Origin of the sequence: Streptococcus australis, from assembly GCF_047463015.1 — a bacterium.
Taxonomy (GTDB): domain Bacteria; phylum Bacillota; class Bacilli; order Lactobacillales; family Streptococcaceae; genus Streptococcus; species Streptococcus australis_F.
Genome location: NZ_JASHER010000001.1, coordinates 360,661 through 379,579 on the forward strand (window position 1 = coordinate 360,661; position 18,919 = coordinate 379,579).

General features: G+C 44.1%; 10 protein-coding genes. All 10 read right to left on the reverse strand.

Going from position 1 to position 18,919, the window contains the following annotated elements; all coding sequences use genetic code 11:
* Positions 1-189, reverse strand: coding sequence for an accessory Sec system protein Asp4 (gene asp4, locus QM873_RS01755; RefSeq protein WP_048715685.1), 189 nt, complete (start codon positions 187-189; stop codon positions 1-3).
* A complete protein-coding gene (gtfB, locus tag QM873_RS01760) occupies positions 182-1,537 on the reverse strand; it encodes an accessory Sec system glycosylation chaperone GtfB (protein ID WP_414278693.1) in 1,356 nt (451 codons plus the stop codon). The genes asp4 and gtfB overlap by 8 nt, the downstream gene beginning before the upstream one ends.
* Positions 1,521-3,035, reverse strand: coding sequence for an accessory Sec system glycosyltransferase GtfA (gene gtfA / locus QM873_RS01765; protein WP_154854390.1), 1,515 nt, complete (start codon positions 3,033-3,035; stop codon positions 1,521-1,523). Before gtfA ends, gtfB begins: the two co-directional genes overlap by 17 nt.
* A 10-nt stretch (positions 3,036-3,045) precedes the next feature.
* Positions 3,046-5,421 (reverse strand): accessory Sec system translocase SecA2, encoded by a 2,376-nt coding sequence (secA2, locus tag QM873_RS01770; RefSeq protein WP_414278694.1) that lies wholly within the window; start codon positions 5,419-5,421, stop codon positions 3,046-3,048.
* A 46-nt stretch (positions 5,422-5,467) separates the two neighbouring features.
* On the reverse strand, positions 5,468-5,923 hold the full coding sequence (gene asp3 / locus QM873_RS01775; RefSeq protein ID WP_414278695.1) for an accessory Sec system protein Asp3: 456 nt from the start codon (positions 5,921-5,923) through the stop codon (positions 5,468-5,470).
* On the reverse strand, positions 5,920-7,464 hold the full coding sequence (asp2, locus tag QM873_RS01780; protein ID WP_414278696.1) for an accessory Sec system protein Asp2: 1,545 nt from the start codon (positions 7,462-7,464) through the stop codon (positions 5,920-5,922). The genes asp3 and asp2 overlap by 4 nt, the downstream gene beginning before the upstream one ends.
* Before the next feature lies 1 nt (position 7,465).
* Positions 7,466-9,043, reverse strand: coding sequence for an accessory Sec system protein Asp1 (gene asp1 / locus QM873_RS01785; protein ID WP_414278697.1), 1,578 nt, complete (start codon positions 9,041-9,043; stop codon positions 7,466-7,468).
* Positions 9,044-9,051: 8 nt separating this feature from the next.
* Positions 9,052-10,266 carry an accessory Sec system protein translocase subunit SecY2 gene (gene secY2, locus QM873_RS01790; protein ID WP_414278698.1) on the reverse strand — a complete coding sequence of 405 codons (1,215 nt, stop codon included), beginning with the start codon at positions 10,264-10,266 and terminating at the stop codon, positions 9,052-9,054.
* A 290-nt stretch (positions 10,267-10,556) separates the two neighbouring features.
* Complete coding sequence (locus QM873_RS01795) at positions 10,557-16,298, reverse strand: accessory Sec-dependent serine-rich glycoprotein adhesin (RefSeq protein WP_414278699.1); 5,742 nt, start codon at positions 16,296-16,298, stop codon at positions 10,557-10,559.
* Positions 16,299-16,538: 240 nt separating this feature from the next.
* Positions 16,539-18,919, reverse strand: a 2,381-nt coding sequence (locus tag QM873_RS01800; protein ID WP_414278700.1) for an LPXTG cell wall anchor domain-containing protein, incomplete at its 5' end; no start/stop codon positions are given.

An 18,919-nucleotide genomic window follows, 5' to 3' on the forward strand; every position in this document is an offset into this window, starting at 1 on the left:
TTAGCCTCCAAACACTCGGAAAAGGGTGAGCAGCACCCCCAACAAGATAACGAGGCCGATGACGACATTTAAAGTCAGGTTGACGTTTTCTGAGCGCGTTGCTTTTTCTTTTTCTGCGGATCGTCGCTTCAGCGCATTCATCCGTCCTTCTACTTCTTTATAGAACAAATCCTTCTTCTGATCAGGCATCTCTATTACCTATCCCTTCTTGGAATCTCGAACGGAACTCTTCCTGTTCGATTGCGTTAGACTGTGCAATTTGATTTGAAACTGCGTGTCGGTAGTGTTCTATTGATTGATAAACTTCTTTGATGCGTGCCACGAGTTCGTCTTTTTCTCCTTGCCTAAAGATATTTTCTTGAGCAAGATAAGGCGGGTCATGTAAGGTCTGTTCAAAGCCAAGGATCAGCTGTTGGTGCTCAAAGGCCTTACGAACAATGCCCTGTACCTCCCCAAAATGATTGATATCTAGATAGATACTGGACTGGTGAAGAAGCTCCTTGATCCGTTTCTGGCTAATATTCTGATACAAGACCAAATTGGGGTAGCGGACCAGAGACATGAGTTCTGGAGACATTTCTGTCACTGCAGCAACTCGGAAGGTCACATCCGGTAAGTGCTCTAGTAAATAAGGCAAGGCTTCAATCTGATCGGAATTTGTTAATACAAAAGCGTCCTTACGAATATCGTCTTTGACAGCAAAATCATAGATATAACCAAGAGGGGCAAAAAAGGCCTTTTGCTCTGGTGATACCAACTCTAGGGCACGGCGATAGGTCCCCCTTTGAGGGATGAAAATCTTCTTCGTCCGTATCTCTGGACTATTGAGGATCAGTTGCATATTGCCTGGTAGACTATCCTGTAATGGCTCTTGCCAAACCAAGACATCCCGGCCTACCAGCCCCATTTTGCCAAGTTGCAAACTCAAAGCAAAAGACTGAGCCAGCGTATTAAAGAGCACTTGATCTAGAGCAAATCCTCGGTATTGGACATAAAAGACGTAGAAAGCTAGTCGATTTTTGAAAATCCGCATGGGCTCATGATCCAGCGTCAAAATCAGATCACCTGTTTGATGATTTTCTGTTAGGCGTTCCATCTCTTCTTCAAAGTAGGTGGTTAACAAGGGATTGCCCTGTCCATCACAAGTGGTCACCGCTATTTTTCGACCGTATTGATCATAGTGATCCACTGTGCTTACTTTTCCCTCTTGATGGAACCACTCTACCCGTTCGACGATTCGTTTATGAGTAGCATCTTGGTAATAGATGCGTGCTTTTTCTTGGCCGTAGTAGGAAATCCGTCCACCAGATGCATCACCAGTGATTTCCCAAAAACCAGGGACTAAAATTTCGTTAAAGAAGCGCCCCCGTTTTTCACCTGTAGGTCGGCCTAAAAAGAAAAGAAAAGGCGACTCCACTCCATCAGGTAAAAAGCCATTCGGTTCCAAGACGATCGTTGGATGCGTGTAACCTGCTCTTTGTAAAGAATAGAGCAGATCTTGGCTTTCACGCGAAAACCGATCAAATACGTTCAGCATGGGTCACCTCCTCAATCAATTGAGACCAAGCTTTTTCAACCTTACTGGTTAGAAAATCTTCTGCACGCGCATAAGATGCTTGACGCATGGATGGCATCTTTTGGCTCTGGTATAGCAAGCAGATCATTTCAGCAAAGGACCTCGCTATCCTGTCCACAACCTGGTCTGGTTCAGTCGGAAGCAGGTAGCCATTTCCCCCATCTCTAACAAAGTTCTGATTGCCATAAGGCACATCAAAGCCAATGATCGGAAGACCAGAACCAATGGCCTCCATCAAGGTCAGACCAAAGCCTTCACTGGTAGAAGCCGAAAGGTAGACTTCATAATCTTTGTAAATATCGGTCAAGTCCATATGGCCTTTGAGCTGGATATAGTCCGTCGCTCCTAACTCTTCAATCAGTGATTGCAACTTACCTTCCTCTCCGCCTTTTCCATAAATATCAAAAGAAAGGGACGGTAGCTCTTTTTTTGCTTCGACAACTGCTCGAACTAACCAGTCGATGTGTTTTTCTGTCGCCAGACGCGAAGCAGTCATCAGAGAAAAAGGTTTCCGAGAGTCGTTTTGCGGTAGACTGGCGAGACTTCCTACCGGAATAGTGTAGATAGCAGGAGTATGAGGGGTATATTTTGCAAATTGCGCTGCTAAAACTTCCTTTTGGCGATCGGTTGCGACAATAAAGAAGTCCACCTTGTCCGCATTAGTAAATTGGTAATCGTAATAATTGTTCCACAAAATATATTGATCATCGGTATGATTGACACTATAGTGCTCCGCATGGACCACGACTCCTAGACGAGCTTTTTGGGCCTCTTCAAAAATAGGTTGGCCGATGTCAGTCTCCCGATCCAAAATCACTAGATCTTGTTTGGTCAAGTTGAGACTTTGCATGAAGTGGCGGATCAATTCCTGCCGGCCCAGGAGATAACAATCTGGAAAACGGTAAATCTCCTGACCATCTGCCAACTGCATCCGATAGGCCACACTTCCATCTTCATTGTAGAAACGTCGTTCAATCAAGTTGGCTTGATTATTTTTAGGGATGAAGTACTCTGTACAGTAGCGGGTATAGGAAAAATAGTCTTTTCTGACTAGAATTCCTCTGGAAACATACTCACAGCGCTCTACATAGGGACTCTTTTCGTCCCGAAGATAGCAGGTCAAAAAACTGTCTTGGTCTTCATAGAAATAGCGCTTCACCTTCCCTGTGGTCTCTTCTCGCGTTGGCTTCCCAGCGAACCCAGCCAGGACTTGATCCACCGTATAAGTGGTTGGCGCAATTTTGATATCCGTAAAATGAGTGTAGAGCCATATGATTTCATGGTCTTTAAATCCAATATTCTCTGTTAAGTGTTGAATATTGTCTGCTAATATCATATCCATAAAAATAAATTTTGCAGGTTCTTGGATCTGTCTTAGCAACTTGGCCCGATAGGCTTGTGCATACTCGACGCCACTACTGGCCCATCCAATCCCAAGATTGATATTGTATACTGTCATAAATCCTCTTTTATGGGAAATACAGGACAATTTCCCCTTTTGTATTGATTTCTACTCGACTGAGTAAGAGATTGCGAACCATCTGCTCTTTTGCCAATGCCTTCATCCGATCAAAAGATAAAGAGGCTTCTTGGTAAAATTCGACCAGTGGATTCTTTTGACTGGCGTACTGACCAGACAAGGCCACACGTAATTGTTGCAAATAATCCACTTGTTCCACCCAATTTTCGTCAATAGCTTTTAAGAGCACCATCCGTTGAAACTGAGCAATTACCTCATCGGATTCCAGCCTTTGATATTTAGCAAGCAACTCCGAGCGGGCTAGCTCCCAGAGGAAATCCTCTTTTGCCTGCTTGGAAGGAAAGGCTTGATGGATCTGAGCAGGATTAACCTGATAGCTGATATGATCTAAAATATAGTGATAGAAGGCAATCGGGTCTTGATACTTTTTATTTTTAGCCACTTGGGCAAACACTTCCCGAGCAATTTTCTCGATTAGTCCATCCAAACGTCTGTCCAGCCTGATCAACCGATCCCGTTCCTTATAAACCAAATCGCGTTGAATGTTCATACTCTCTGCGAACTCCAAGGTCAAGCGACGACTAGCTTGCGCAGCACTTTCACTCGCATCCTGAGCTTGAGCGACGATGCGTTGGTATTTCCTCCGGGTTAGAGGTTTGGCTTTTCGAAGTCGATCCTCTACGTCGTAATCTTGATACCTATCTTGGATCCAGTTTGGTCCCCAGTGTTTGATTAAATCATCCTCCAGAGAGACAAAAAACTTGGTTTTTCCAGGATCTCCTTGACGTCCTGATCGTCCTCGAATCTGGAGATCTATCCGGCGATTCATCATCCGCTCCGTCCCGACGACAACCAAGCCACCTAAGGCAGCTACACCCTGCCCTAATTTGATATCTGTCCCCCGACCTGCCATCGAGGTTGCAACGGTCACTGCGCCTCTTTGACCAGATTCAGCAATAATCTGCGCTTCACGAGAAGCCTTATTGGCATTCAACAGATTATGGGGAATTCCTTCACGAAGGAGAAGGTTTGAATACAAGACAGATATCTCAACCGAACCGCCAAAGATCAAAATCGGGTTTCCCTTTGCATGGACTTCTTTGATGTAGGCCATAGAAGCATAGACTTTTTCTGGCAAGGTCTGGTATATCTCATCTGGAAGATCCTGCCTAATCCGTTTTCGATTGGTTGGGATCTGAATCACTGACATGGCATAGGTCTCCAAAAATTCAGCTTCTGCAACCTTCCCGGTTCCCGTCATACCGCCAAGTTTTTGAAACATCTTGAATAAATTTTGGTAAGTAATCGAAGCCATGGCCCGTGTCTCTGGTGTCAAGGAAAGTCCTTCCTTAGCTTCAAGAGCCTGATGAAGTCCCCCTTGAAGACGAGTCAATTCCATAAGACGCCCCGTTCCTTGATCCAAAAGGACAAGCTCCTGTTCTCCTTTTTTATTCGAACGGACGACATAGTCCTTGTCCCTTTTATAGTGTTGATGTGCTTGTAAAGCCAGACTAATATGGCGGACAAGATCACGGTGCTCAGGATCATACAAATGCTTCAGGGATAGAAAAGCCTCGGCTGCTTTTACACCTTTTGGGGTCAACCACACCTGTTTCTTGTCCCCGTCGGCCTTGTACTCTTCACCTTCTTTGAAGGTTCGGATCAAGGTATCTACAATCCCATATAGATTGGACTGCACGCGAGGAGAGCCCGAAATCACTAAGGGTGTCTGAGCACTATCCAATAAGATAGAATCGATTTCATCTACAATCGCATAGTTTAAATTTGCCAGGAATTGGCCATCAACAGAGGCGCTTAAATTTTCTGAAAGATAATCAAAGCCCAAGCTGCTATTGGTGGTATAAACAATGTCAGATTGATAGAGCGACCGCTTCTTAGCTGGGGAGAGTTCGCCCTCAGTATCTTGAAGTGGAACTCCGACTGTCAAACCTAGAAAACGATAAATCTTACCCATTTCTTCCGCATCACGAGTTGCCAGATAAGTATTGGGGGTAATCACCATAACCCCCTTCCCTTCTATTGCATTCAGGTAGGCGGGCATGGTTGCCGTTAGGGTCTTTCCTTCCCCGGTTTCCATCTCTGCAATATTTCCTTGGTGGAGGACGATCGCTCCCATGACTTGAACATCGTAAGGAAACATCCCCAAGACTCGCTGAGAGACTTCTCTCACGACTGCATAAGCTTCTGCTAGCAAGTCGTCTAGTGACTCTCCTTGTCGGAAACGACGGCGGAATTCCTCTGTCTTTTCTTGTAACTGCTGGTCTGTCAACTGGGACATCCGATCTTTCCAGCTATTCACCTCATTTAAGATCTTTTTTATTTTTTTCAATTTTATAGAATCCACTGGGTCCTCATTTACTATCCATCTGCTTGATCTATATCAGAATACCTCATTGTTCAGACGAAATCGGTGAAATTGTGAAATAGCGAAAGGTAAACTCCTGCATCCCTGCACTGAGGAGACGCACTTGGTAAGAATAGGCTTGCTCTGGATATACCAACTTAACTTGCCCTTCTGTACTGACCTGCCGATCCACTATCTTGCCAAAACGATCCTGGCAAACAACTTCTAGCATAACCGTATGAGCAGGCCTAGAAGTCATCTGAAGTTCAACTACATAGGTCCGGCCTCTCTGTAAAAGTGGCAGACTGGGTGCCATCCGATCCTCCCCATAGCTTGTGAGGGATTTCCAACTTTTCAAGACTTGACCAGAAGGCATCAAAGGATTCGTAAATCGAATCTGATCTTCTGCTAATCTTTCTATCACAGACCCCCATAAATAATCAACTGAAGAGATCGGCCCCCAATAAAGGAGACGATCTTTTTGCTTTCTCATCCTAATCATCCGCTTCTTCCAAAATCTCTTTCCATGATTTCTTTGTATTGGGTCAAGAACCACTCAATGATAGACTCCGTTGCATCATTGTGGCGACCCGGGCGACTTGAACTAATGATCCGAATAGGCTGGTGATAAAGAGCTTCTAAAATATCCGAATAAGCCTTCTGGTCGTAATCATCGTCTCTCATATAAGCCAAGGCTAAGAGGGTATCCTTTAACTCTGCCTGATGAAATCGATCCCAAAAACGCTTGTTCAAGGCCTCTATGCCTTCACTTGACACTCGACCAAGAAGCAATTGCATCATATCGAGCGAGGTTCCAAATTCATCTGGTCGTTTAAACTTCAGATTGGCAGCTACATCCCCAAGGTTGACAATCGGTTTCCCAACCAAGATCGCATGAGGTGAGTAAGAGGCTCCATAGTAGAGAGCTCCATAAGTGCCCATCGATAGACCTGAAAAGTTCAATTCTTTGGGACCAAATCCTAAGGATTGAAGATGGTGATCGATAAAATCCTGAATCTTCTTTTCCAACTCTGGAGAGCCTAGATAGAAGCATCCCCCCTCTAGACGTGGATCCGAAAAGAGAATAAAGGGCGCTCCCATATTTTTCATCATGGCAAAGCCTTCAAAGCCCTCTGCAGGACGATAACCGGAGAAATAGACATTTAGAGGTGGCTTCAGGTCTCCTGGATGGAAATAAGCAAAAATTTCCTGACGCTTGCTGTCTCTGAGAGTCTGTGAACCAAGAGCAATTTCTCCAAAAGGACCATGGGAGAAGCGCTTGTGCAAAGCAGCGATTATGAGTCGCCCCTGGCCCTTCGCTTCTAGTGAAAAGGATAGGTAATAACGATCTGGCTCGTCAATCAGAACCGGCCTTTCCAAATCTGCTTCTGAATAAACAAGCTCCTTCACTAAAGATCCCAAGGTCCCACTCTGGAAAAATTGGACCCGCAACTGGATCTGGCAGTCTGGCGTTTTCTCGTACTCTAGCCATAGGTCCCTAGGAAGGCCCCCATCATATGAATAGGTGTTGACCCACTGGGCTATGGGAGTATATTCTTCTCCATATGAACCCTCTAACTCCAAAAAGTGTTTCCCTCTGACCGTTTGACTGCCTGCAAAGTCAGCTCTAACTCGTAACTCTCTGATACTAAAAGCATCCCCATACTGGCCGTCATAAAGGAAACGATGAAGTTGATAGAGAAAGGGAGCCTTATCGGAAAAATCCCAAGCCTTAGCCTGAACTAGGTGCATCAAATGATCCAGTTCTTCTGTAACTGACTCTTGATCATATACTTGATCATAAAAAACAGTGTAGGGCTGAAAGAGACCCAGCTCTTCTTTGAAGCTCAATAACCTCTCAGGATGATCCAGCACCAAGGCCTTAAACTGCTTGATGCCTTGCTCCGCCATGTAGTCCTCTATCTGTAGAGGGGTTTGGATAGAAAAATAATGCCAGTTCAGACCTTCTGGAATTGTCACTTCTTCCTGCCAATTTGTAGGTCCAATTTGAAGAATATGGCCTGTTTCCAACTTCCTGTCCATCCTAGTTTTTCATCCATCCTTCCCATTTGGCGATCAAGCGCTGGCCTGTGTATTCTTGGATCTTTTCGACAGAATAAATCAGCGCTTCATTCCACGGTTTCAGATCTCTAAGGAAATAGTCTACCGCTGTTTCTAGTTCTTCCCCCATATCCCCCAAGACATATCCATTTTTTAAATGGTCTACATACTCCGTATGGGTACGATTGATCTGAGGAATTCCTGCCGAAATGCCTGCAATTTGTGTATACAGATTGGGTTCCTCACTTACGTCTACTATTAAGCGAGTCTGTTCTAATTCTTTGATGATATCATTCTCGTTAAAGAAATTTCGAACCTTATAACGATCTTGCTTCTTTTCAAAGAGAGAGGCATCTTCGAGGAGGTGGTTTTCTCCCAGTTCTCGAGAATCAACCTGAACACCTAGAGAAGCTATCCCCATCTTGCTAGCCAAGTCTTCTAAGTGATGATCCAGTGCCGCTACGGTTTCATCAGAAGCATTGTAAATCGCGAAAATGACCTCAAACAAGGGATTTTTCGCTAAAATTTCGAACACTTTCTCTAAAACGGATGGAGTGGGGAGATTCTTTTCATCCAGGTAGAAAAAGATTTTCGACTCTTTCCTCTCCTGGCTGCTTCCCAATCTCAGCCGCGAATCAAAGGACGTCAGGCGATGGACCTTAGAAGCCATACTTGGAGCAAGACGAAGCAAGTCTTGTTTCGTTTTTTCACTATCAGCCAGCACCAAGTCAACCTCTTTTAAAGAAAAAGGAAGCAAGGAATCTTCTTGTGATAGTGGCTGACGTTGTCCATAAAAAGAGAGAACCTTTGAAATGCCCCGCTCCACTTGTTGGATAAAGGGTAGGTTAACTGGATGGGCTGCAATCACCATACGATCGTGACCCGGAACTAGGTCTTCTAGTATGGCTTTCATTTTTTCAGCAACCACTTCGCCCATGTCCGAGTAAGTTTCTCGTTTAAACTGCTTCTGAAAGGCTTCATTAACAAAGACCATGTGGCTAGCATCCATCAATAACTCTCTCAAAACCCAGTCCCCTTCGGGGGTTAGATAGTCTTGGAAATACGGACTTCCCTCTTTGTAGTATAAGACACTGGAAATAAAGCCTCGGTCATCTAGATACTGCACATAAACCGTTTCTTTATCCTTTAGCCGATTAACTGAAAGAAGATTCCCATCTGTCCCCAAATCGATATTAGCGATGACCTGACCGCGACAGAAAGCCACTATTTGAAAAGGAGTATAGGCAAAGCTTGTTTGAGCTGGCCATTCTAAATCCTCGACCTGGACCGGTATCATCTCTTGGCGAGGGGAAATCCCCTGAATGTGATCAAAAATTGACAGATAGTCTGTTTCCAACAAATCTTGCCGATGGAGGTAGTAACGCAGTTGTGGGCAATAATGTGGAAGCACTAATTTCCGCTCCACTCCCGCTTCCTGGAAGACTCGAATTTGATGAATGGTCTCATCAAATTCAATCATATCTTTCGACCAATACCAAGGCGTCGTCGTATTGTACCAAATACGCTCGCTGCCATACCAGGCTGGGATAAAGTAATACATAGCAACTCCTAAAACAATCTTGTGTAGCGTTGGTTCACGCGAAGAGCTCGAACTTCCTCCCGGATCGTCGAAATCATCCCCACAAACATGAGAAAACTTCCGGGAATCATGACCAAACGCAAGAGCCCTCTATCCCAAAGCAGAAAAAGGAAGGGCAACACGGTAAACAGGATTAGATACAGCATCCCAAAAACCGTTAAACGGAAGACAATTCGATTGATGTACCTACGCGTCTCATCTCCAGGATAAACAAAATCAACATACTCTGAGTTTTTCATCATTTTGTCTGCAATTTCTTCCCCATTGACCGTTACAAAGGCAAAAGCAAAGGACAGAATAGCCATCATCAGACCATAGAGAAATATCCAGGCTGGCTCTCCTATGACCAACTCATTAGCAATAGTGGCAGCCCATGAAGCACGGGGATTAATGGCTTGGACCAGCAAAAAGATGTATTGCGGGATAGAAACCAAGGTCATGGCATACATAAAGGGCATGCCTCCAGCTGGATTGAGCTTCATATCTAAAAACGTGTGAGCTTTCAAACTGTTGTGAATCCCCAGTTTATTCACAGGGATCCGATAGCGAGCATACTCAATGCATACGACCATGAAAATAAATGTTAATAAAAGGGGCACTAGAAACAGGAGGCTGTATGCTGAACCCCCACTCTTTGACAAGGTTCCAAGGACATCCTCTGGCAAGTACAGGAGCATCCCCGCCATCATGATCACAATAGAATTCCCCAAGCCTAGGGCCGTATTTAAATCAGCTAACCAGACCAAGAAAAAGGTTCCTGCAATCATTATCAAGGCATTGAGCGAGACAACTAGAAGGGGGCTCAGATCTGTTTGTAAGGGGAGATAAAGAGAGATGGCCAGAGATTGAACAAGAGCAAGAGCAAGTGTCAGGTACATCTTCCGTCGTTCCACAAGCTCCGAACTGGTCCTCTCCAGGTTATACCGTTTAGATACTGTAAACAACCGCCACAAAATCATGGAAGACATCCAGGGAGAAAGTCCAATAGCGAAGATGGACATGCCACGAAGATTTCCACCCATGATAGCACTCGTCAACTCCAGACCCCTTGCAGCACCTTCATTCACATTTAGAACCTTCGCTAGGTCTACAAAGGGCAAGGTGATTTTACTTCCTAAAACATAAACAAAAACGAATAGGATTGTCCAAAATAATCGTTTCCTAACTCCAGATTGTTTCATCATATCCTGCTCTTCTACTCCCCCTTCTTTCGAATGCTTATCCTAACTAAGTCCTCTCATCAAATTTGACCATTTCACCTAAACGATCTCTGATCTATAAGAGAAAAAAAGTTCTTCAGAAGATGATCTGAAGAACCACTATTCATCTAGCTTTTCTCCATTCATTATACCATATTTCACTAGGCTTTTCACCCGACATTCTCAAAGAAAACCGACAAATCCACTCATGGATCTGCCGGTATATCAGAAGAATCGAAAGAAGCAAATTTTCAATTTAAGAAAGATGATTGTATTTACTTTTTACGATGGAAAAATGAGGCCAAGCCTGCAAAGAAAGCTACTACAAGCGTAATGAACAGCTCACGTGACGTCACTCCCAGAGAGTCCGACGCCGATTTCGCTTCAGAGACAGAAGCAGCCGATTTCTCGCCAGAAGAGCTCATCTGAGGAGTCACTTGACTTTGTGAATGGGATTGACTTGCCGAGCTAGAGGTAGAACGACTCGTTGAAAGAGAAGTCGATTCTGAGGAGAGCTGGCTTGCTTTTAATGAAACAAGTGTGCTCGCTGGCTCCTGAAGACTCGCCGAAGCAGACCCGTACACCACTGTAGATTCGTTTACTGCATTTGAAGCCAAGGCAGAAGCGGATGACCAATTTGATGCCTGTGACATAGAATGAGTAGACGAAGTCGATCTATTTGTAGAAGTCGAAGACTGATCAGAAGCACTCGTTTGATGCGATGCTGAAGCCAATTCAGAGGTTTGTTTGTTTGAAGCAGATTCGGATGGGCTTGCTAAAACAGACGCTGAATTCAAGACTGATTTTGATGCGCTTGCTGACGCGGAAACGGATGCTGAAGTCAACTTAGACACTGAGGCAGACTGAAGCTCAGAAGATTCCATTTGAGCTACAGATTCTGATATGCTGGTTGAAACTGACTCTGAGATTGAAGCGGATGCCAATTCAGAGGCTTGTTTGTTTGAAGCAGATTCAGAGGCACTGATTGAAACAGACTCAAAACTCAAGATAGATTCTGAAGCTCTTGCTGACGCGGAAACGGATGCTGAAGTCAACTCAGACACTGAGGCAGATTGAAGTTCAGAAGATTCCATACGAGCTACAGATTCGGATGTGCTGGTTGAAACTGACTCAGATGTTGATGTCGACTCTAACTCAGAGGATTGCTTGCGAGAAGCAGATTCTGATGCACTTTCTGAAACAGACTCAGAACTCAAAATAGATTCTGAAGCTCTTGCTGAAACTGACTCAGAGGTCGAAGCCAATTTAGAGGCTTGCTTGCGAGAAGCCGATTCGGATGCACTTTCTGAAACAGATGTTGAATTCAAGACCGATTCTGATACGCTTACTGAAACTGATGCAGAGTTCAAAACAGACTCTGAACTACTTACTGATACAGACTCACTAGTTGACACTGAATCAGATGTTGATGTTGACTCTAACTCAGAAACTTGCTTGCTTGAAGCAGACTCAGAACTCAAGATAGATTCCGAAGCTCTTGCTGAAACGGACTCAGAGATTGAAGCGGATGCCAATTCAGAGGCTTGTTTGGTTGAAGCAGATTCGGATGCACTTTCTGAAACAGATGCTGAATTCAAGACCGATTCAGATACGCTGGCTGAAACTGACTCTGAGGCCGAAGCCAATTCAGAGGCTTGCTTGCGAGAAGCAGATTCGGATGCTCTTGCTGAAACAGACGCTGAATTCAAGACCAATTCAGATACGCTGGCTGACGCACTTGTCGATGTTGAAACGGAAACGCTGATTGATTCAGAAGTCAACTCAGACACTGAGGCAGACTGAAGCTCAGAAGCTTGTTTGTTTGAAGCAAATTCGGATGTGCTCGCTGAAACAGATGCTGAATTCAATTCCGATTCGGATACGCTGGCTGAAACAGATGCACTTGATTCTGACACACTTGTAGATGCTGAAGTTGACACGCTTGTTGATTTCGAAGTCAACTCAGACACTGAGGCAGATTGAAGCTCAGAAGATTCCATTTGAGCTTCAGATTCTGATGTGCTTGCTGAAACAGATGCAGAATTCAAAACAGACTCTGAACTACTTACTGATACAGACTCACTAGTTGACACTGAATCAGATGTTGATGTTGACTCAAACTCAGAGGCTTGCTTGCGAGAAGCAGATTCAGATGCACGGATTGAAACAGACTCGGAATTCAAGACTGATTCGGATGCGCTGGCTGAAACTGACTCTGAGGCCGAAGCCAATTCAGAGGCTTGTTTGTTTGAAGCAGATTCTGATGCGCTTGCTGAAGCCGAAACGGATTCCGAACTCAACTCAGATACAGATGTAGACTGAAGCTCAGAAGATTCCATTTGAGCTTCAGATTCTGATGTGCTAGTTGAGACTGACTCTGATGTTGAAGCAGACGCCAACTCAGAAACTTGCGTGCGTGAGGTCGAATCAGAGACACTGTTTGAAACAGACGCTGAATTCAAGACTGATTCTGATACGCTGGCTGAAACCGATGCTCTTGCTTCTGACACACTTGTCAAAGCCGAAGCTGAAACGCTTGTTGATTTCGAAGTCAACTCAGACACTGAGACAGATTGAAGTTCAGAAGATTCCATACGAGCTACAGATTCTGAAGTGCTAGTTGAGACTGACTCAGAGGCTGAGGTTGAAGCCGATGCCAACTCAGATGCTAGCTTGCTTGAGGTTGACTCAGATGCACTTGTTGAAACGGATGTTGAATTCAAGACTGATTCTGACGCGCTTGCTGAAACTGACGCACTAGTTTTTGAAGCACTCGTTGAAACTGACTCAGAGACCGAAGCAGACGCTAACTTAGATGTTTGTTTACTTGAGATTGATTCAGATCTACTTACTGAAACGGACTCGGAACTCAAGACAGATTCTGATGCGCTACTTGAAACTGATTCAGAAGTTAAGACTGATTCTGATACACTTGCCGAAATCGACGTACTTGCTTCTGAAGCACTTATCGATGATGAAGTTGACACGCTAGTTGATTCCGAAATCAACTCAGATACTGAAGCGGATTGAAGTTCAGAAGATTTCATACGAGCTACAGATTCTGAAGTACTTGCTGACGTTGATGCAATTGACTCTGATACAGACAAGGAACCACTTAAGGATTCAGAAGCGGATTTCTCTGAAGCTGACAACGAGCTACTTGCTGAAGTAGAAACAACCGACTCTGATACAGACAAGGAGCCACTCAAGGATTCAGAAGCGGATTTCTCTGAAGCTGATACTGAAGTACTTGCTGACGTTGATGCAATTGACTCTGATACAGACAAGGAGCCACTTAAGGATTCAGAAGCGGATTTCTCTGAAACTGACAATGAACTGCTTGCTGAAGCCGAAACGGATACCTCTGAGGCTGATAACGATGCACTTGTCGAAGCGGAAGAAATCGACTCCGATACAGACAAGGAGCCATTCAATGACTCAGAAGCTAACTTCTCTGAAGCAGATAGAGAGCTACTTACCGATACTGAAGCTGAGACCTCCGAATCATTCTGCAAATTAGACTGAGAAGAAGATAGCGATTGAGATTCGAGTTCCTGTGAAATAGAAAAACTATCTGATACCGAGTCACTACTTGACATCGACTCAGATAAGGACGTTGATTGACTATCCCACAGAGAAACAGCTACAGACAGAGATTGAGACTCTGAAGCAACTACCTGTGAGTTGCTTTCTGAGTATGAAAGACTATCTTGTGTTGACATCGAATGAGAAGCTGAATAAATGAATGATTGAGAACTCAATTCAGAAGGAGTCATTCTTCGGTAATAGTAATTCACACTCTTTAATGGCCAGTAGCTAACCCTGGTCGAAACCGTATGATAAAACTTAGAAAATCCGTCAGCACCTTGAAGGGATGCATCGTCACCCACAATATGGCTACCACTAAGCTGTGCTTGATTTTCTGGGGCGGAAGTATATGGTTTACGGAAAGAATATTCCTTACCCGTTTTTTCATCCGTATAGCTCACCTTCTCTGTCAAGGAGAACCAACCTGAGATTTTTAACTTAAAGTTTTTTCCATCTGAAAAATCGGGAGTGACTGTAAGAGAATAATCCTCTTTCTTGCTTTTTATCTCTCGCGTCTCAAGATTTTCAAAGGTTTCATTCCAATGATCATTTCTAAAGGCCTTTTCATAGACCAAGGTATAATTTGCAAGGTCAAATACTGTACCGTTATCACCTTTCCGGTAATTTCTCTGTTTGGAAGGATCCAAGACATAGTATTTTAAGGTGAAATCGCCATTCGGACTCGTCACTTCTCGGACAAGTTTAATATAACGATCTCTTGCTCCTCCCCAATAAGTATCTACATTCTGTTCTCCAACCTTTCTCAGATCAAGGACGCCAGACATTTTATTCTGATGGTAGTCTACTAGTGGAACTTGCATAAAACCATCCAATTGTCGAGCAGCCGAAGCTGTATACTCTTGGCCTTCAATACCAACCTGGGCATAAGAGGCTAAAACCTTTTCTCTACCAGTTGGAACATAAGCTCCTCGCGAGAATTGTCCTTTGTCGTCAATGAGCTTATAATAGGTGACATGTTCAGCACTTCGTGATGGAACAATGGATGCTACTGTCGATGGTGCATAAAGACCTACATTTTTAGGTTCTAGCACATCATAAAGCTGTTGAATCATAAATTTAGGAGTCTGGTAACTTACACTTTGCATCCGTATAACTCCAGGTTTCCCATCATCATAAATTGAGTAAAAGACCCTGTATTGGCGGTTTGTATCTGAACCAACTAATTCCTTTGGTAAATCAAATTCAACTACACTATTTGCTTTAACTGTTTGAGCATAAACCTCCGTACCACTAGACTTTTTAACCAAGCGGAAGTATACGTCGACACCTTTAGGAGTAGTTGAACCAATCGAGCTACGATCGACGGATAAGGTTGCATAATAATCCAGAGGATCCGGTTTCACTCGATTAACGAAATCCCAAATAGCAAAGGTATAACGTGTCACATCATGGTTCTCAGACAGAGACTTAAGAGTCGCAGGATCGAGATTTATTACAGATTTATCTAAATGCGGGTCCTTTTCTACTCCTGCAAATTTCAAAGCAGCATCTTCGATATTAGCTCCGTTTCGGTCTTCCAAATCAGGAGTAATTTCTGATAACTCTTCAGAGTCCGTTACGGTTTCATAAATCGGTGCCAACTGAGCTGCAATGGCAGGTTTGCCGTTTACACTGCTATTCCCCACAAAACCTGATGCTTTCAGAGCAAGCATCATTTCATCAACAGACTCATTTAACCGTTGACGCTGCTCCACATATGCTTGCGTCGCAACATTTTCATGAAGCAACTGAGTACCGGTTGACAAGTCGGTTTGCACCTTAGCGATAGCAGCTGAAAGAGCTGCTTTTTGATCCGCATTTGTAAGGTTTGAGGCATAGTTTTCGGCCATTTGGGTCAACAAGGTCGCTTCTGACAGATTCTGTTCTAGACCAACCTTATCCGTTGCACCTAGAACCCTTTCGGTCGTTTCCACGCTTGACTCTGATGTCGTCGTAGCTTCTGAAGCAGATTCGCTCGGAGCCACAGTAAGGCTCTCAGAACCGTGCTCGCTTAAAGAGACTGAAGCACTTGTCGATTCGAAACTTTCTTCTGACATTGATCTGGCATCAGAAACAGATCCAATCACTAAGCTATTGGCCTCTGCTAAGGTCTCTTTCTGTAATTCAGAAGTTGTCACCACATCAGTTCCTGCTTCATCCGCAAAAGCCGTGTTGATAATGGAGGTAGCACCAGCAGCTGCTCCCGTCGCCAATAAGCCTTTCAGTACAAATTGACTTGTAGAACGGATCCCATCACGCTCCTTATCTGACTTCGTTACAACTCTTGTTTCTACTTCTCCACGAACAATTTTAAATAAACCTAAGGTAGAATTTTCTGAACGAACCCAGTGCTTCCCAGACTTGATTAACTTGAAACGAGTCGTTCGATCCATCTCCCTAACTTTTCCATTCAAACGTTTAAAAAACATGAATATCCCCTCAACATTATAGTCATTAAATATTATACATTATTACTATACATATTCAAGTAATTTGAGGTAAATAACAATTCAATTTTCAAAAAATTTCCTCCTCGAAAGTATTTTCATTATTTTTTGATAAAATCAGCGAAATCTAATAGGGTAAAACAGAAAAAAAGAACCTCAAAATGAGATTCTTTTTTAGACACTCAAAATACTAGATGGCTGTTTTCACATAGCGATACAGGATTATTCTTCCTCTTCTTTTTTACGGCGCCCCAATAGAGCTAGCCCAACGAAAGATGCAAGAGGAGCAAATAAGGTTGATGCTGTAGTTTTCTTCTCCCCAGTTGCCGGAAGAACTTCTTCCGATGAGCTTTCTTTGTTGGATAAGGACTGGATGAGTAATCCCGGAGCCCCATCAGATTGAGCCTCACTTGTTGAATTCAACCTTGAAAGAGACTGAGAATGACTGATTGACTCTAAGTGTCTATGTGAGTCAAATGAGGATTCTGAAAGGGTTTCACTAGTTGAGATTGAACCGCTCAAGGATTCCGATGACGACTCGGTTAGACTGACTGATTCAGACCTAGACTCCGGTGTCGAGACAGACTCGCTTGTTGGAGCAGATTGACTCAAAGAACTCGAGATAGAAGCTGAATTCCTTACCGACTCGGATTGAGAAGTTGACATAGATTCACTTGCGGAAATTGAGGTAGTCATTAATTCGGAGACGGACTCGGATTCTGAGGTCAACTGGCTAGTTGAAAGGTATTGGGAATCTGAGACCGACCCTCTTGTAGAATCCGAAGTACTCAAAGAGACTGACTCTGACTCCAACTCAGAAGTTGAAGCTGAGTAATTTGCTGAGAATGTAGTACTCAAAGATTCTGAAACAGACTCGGTGATACTTTCTGATACCGATTGACTTACAGAATCGGATCCAGAGGTCGAAAGAGATTCACTGGCGGATTCAGAGGTGCTTAATGATTCGGAGACGGATTCTGAGCTACTTTCCGAAGTCGATTGACTGAGCGACTCGGACTTAGAAGTCGAAAGTGACTCACTTACAGAAACTAAGGTACTCAAGGAGTCAGAAACTGACTCTGAAACACTTACCGATACTGACTGACTGAACGACTCAGATTCAATGGTAGAAACGGACTCACTTGCTGAAACTGAGGTACTCAAAGACTCTGAGACGCTCTCTAACAGGCTCTCAGATGCTAATTGACTTTCGACAACCGACTCTGAAGTCGAAAGAAAATCACTTGTGGAAACGGATGTACTCAACGAATCTGAAACAGACTCGATGACACTTGCCGATACCGACTGATTGAGCGACTTAGATTCAGAGATCGAAAGAGATTCACTGGCGTATTCAGAGGTGCTTAATGATTCGAAGACGGATTCTGAGCTACTTTCCGAAGTCGACTGACTGAGCAACTCGGACTTAGAAGTCGAAAGTGACTCACTTACAGAAACTAAGGTACTCAAGGAGGCAGAAACTGACTCTGAAACACTTGCCGATGCAGACTGGCTGAGCGACTCGGAAACAGAGGTCAAAACGGAATCACTTGTCGAAACGGAGGTACTCAAGAATTCTGAGACGGATTCCGAAACACTTGCCGATACCGATTGACTTACAGATTCGGATTGAGATGTCAATACAGACTCACTTACGGAAACTGAAGCACTCAAGGAGTCTGAGACTGATTCCGAAAAACTTCCCGATACCGATTGACTTACAGACTCGGATTCAGAAGTCAAAACAGATTCACTTGCAGAAACCGAGGTACTCAAGAATTCTGAAACGGATTCCGAAACACTTGCCGATGTAGACTGACTAAGCGAATCGGACTCAGAGATAGAAACGGATTCACTTGTGGAAACTGAGGTACTCAAGAATTCTGAGACGGATTCGGAAACACTTGCCGATGTAAACTGACTTAACAACTCGGACTCAGAGGTAGAAACGGATTCACTTGTGGAAACCGCTGTGCTTAACGATCCTGAGACACTCTCTGACAGGCTCTCAGATGCAGACTGACTTAACGACTCGGATTCAGAAGTCAAAACAGATTCACTTGCAGAAACCGAAGTACTCAAGAATCCTGAGACGGATCCTGAGACACTTGCCGATGTAGACTGACTTAACGACTCGGACTCAGAGGTAGAAACGGAAGCACTTGTGGAAACCGCTGTGCTTAACGATCCTGAGACACTCTCTGACAGGCTCTCAGATGCAAACTGACTTAACGACTCGGATTGAGAAGTCAAAGCAGATTCACTTGCAGAAACCGAAGTACTCAACGATTCTGAGACAGACTCTGAAATGCTTTCCGATACCGACTGACTTAACGACTCGGACTCAGAGGTCGAAACGGACTCACTCGCGGAAACCGAGGTACTCAACGATTCCGAAACCGACTCGGAGACACTTGCCGAGGTAGACTGACTAAGCGAATCGGACTCAGAAGTCGAAAGTGACTCACTTGTGGAAACCGAGGTACTCAACGATTCCGAAACCGACTCTGAAACACTTGCCGATATAGACTGACTAAGCGAATCGGATTCAGAGGTCGAAACGGAATCACTTGTGGAAACCGAGGTACTCAACGATTCCGAAA

Bases quoted from the DNA above. Each gene is read 5' to 3' on its own strand.
- asp4 (WP_048715685.1), bottom strand. From the start codon at position 189: ATGCCTGATCAGAAGAAGGATTTGTTCTATAAAGAAGTAGAAGGACGG.
- gtfB (WP_414278693.1), bottom strand. From the start codon at position 1,537: ATGCTGAACGTATTTGATCGGTTTTCGCGTGAAAGCCAAGATCTGCTC.
- gtfA (WP_154854390.1), bottom strand. From the start codon at position 3,035: ATGACAGTATACAATATCAATCTTGGGATTGGATGGGCCAGTAGTGGC.
- asp3 (WP_414278695.1), bottom strand. From the start codon at position 5,923: ATGATTAGGATGAGAAAGCAAAAAGATCGTCTCCTTTATTGGGGGCCG.
- asp2 (WP_414278696.1), bottom strand. From the start codon at position 7,464: ATGGACAGGAAGTTGGAAACAGGCCATATTCTTCAAATTGGACCTACA.
- asp1 (WP_414278697.1), bottom strand. From the start codon at position 9,043: ATGTATTACTTTATCCCAGCCTGGTATGGCAGCGAGCGTATTTGGTAC.
- secY2 (WP_414278698.1), bottom strand. From the start codon at position 10,266: ATGATGAAACAATCTGGAGTTAGGAAACGATTATTTTGGACAATCCTA.
- QM873_RS01795 (WP_414278699.1), bottom strand. From the start codon at position 16,298: ATGTTTTTTAAACGTTTGAATGGAAAAGTTAGGGAGATGGATCGAACG.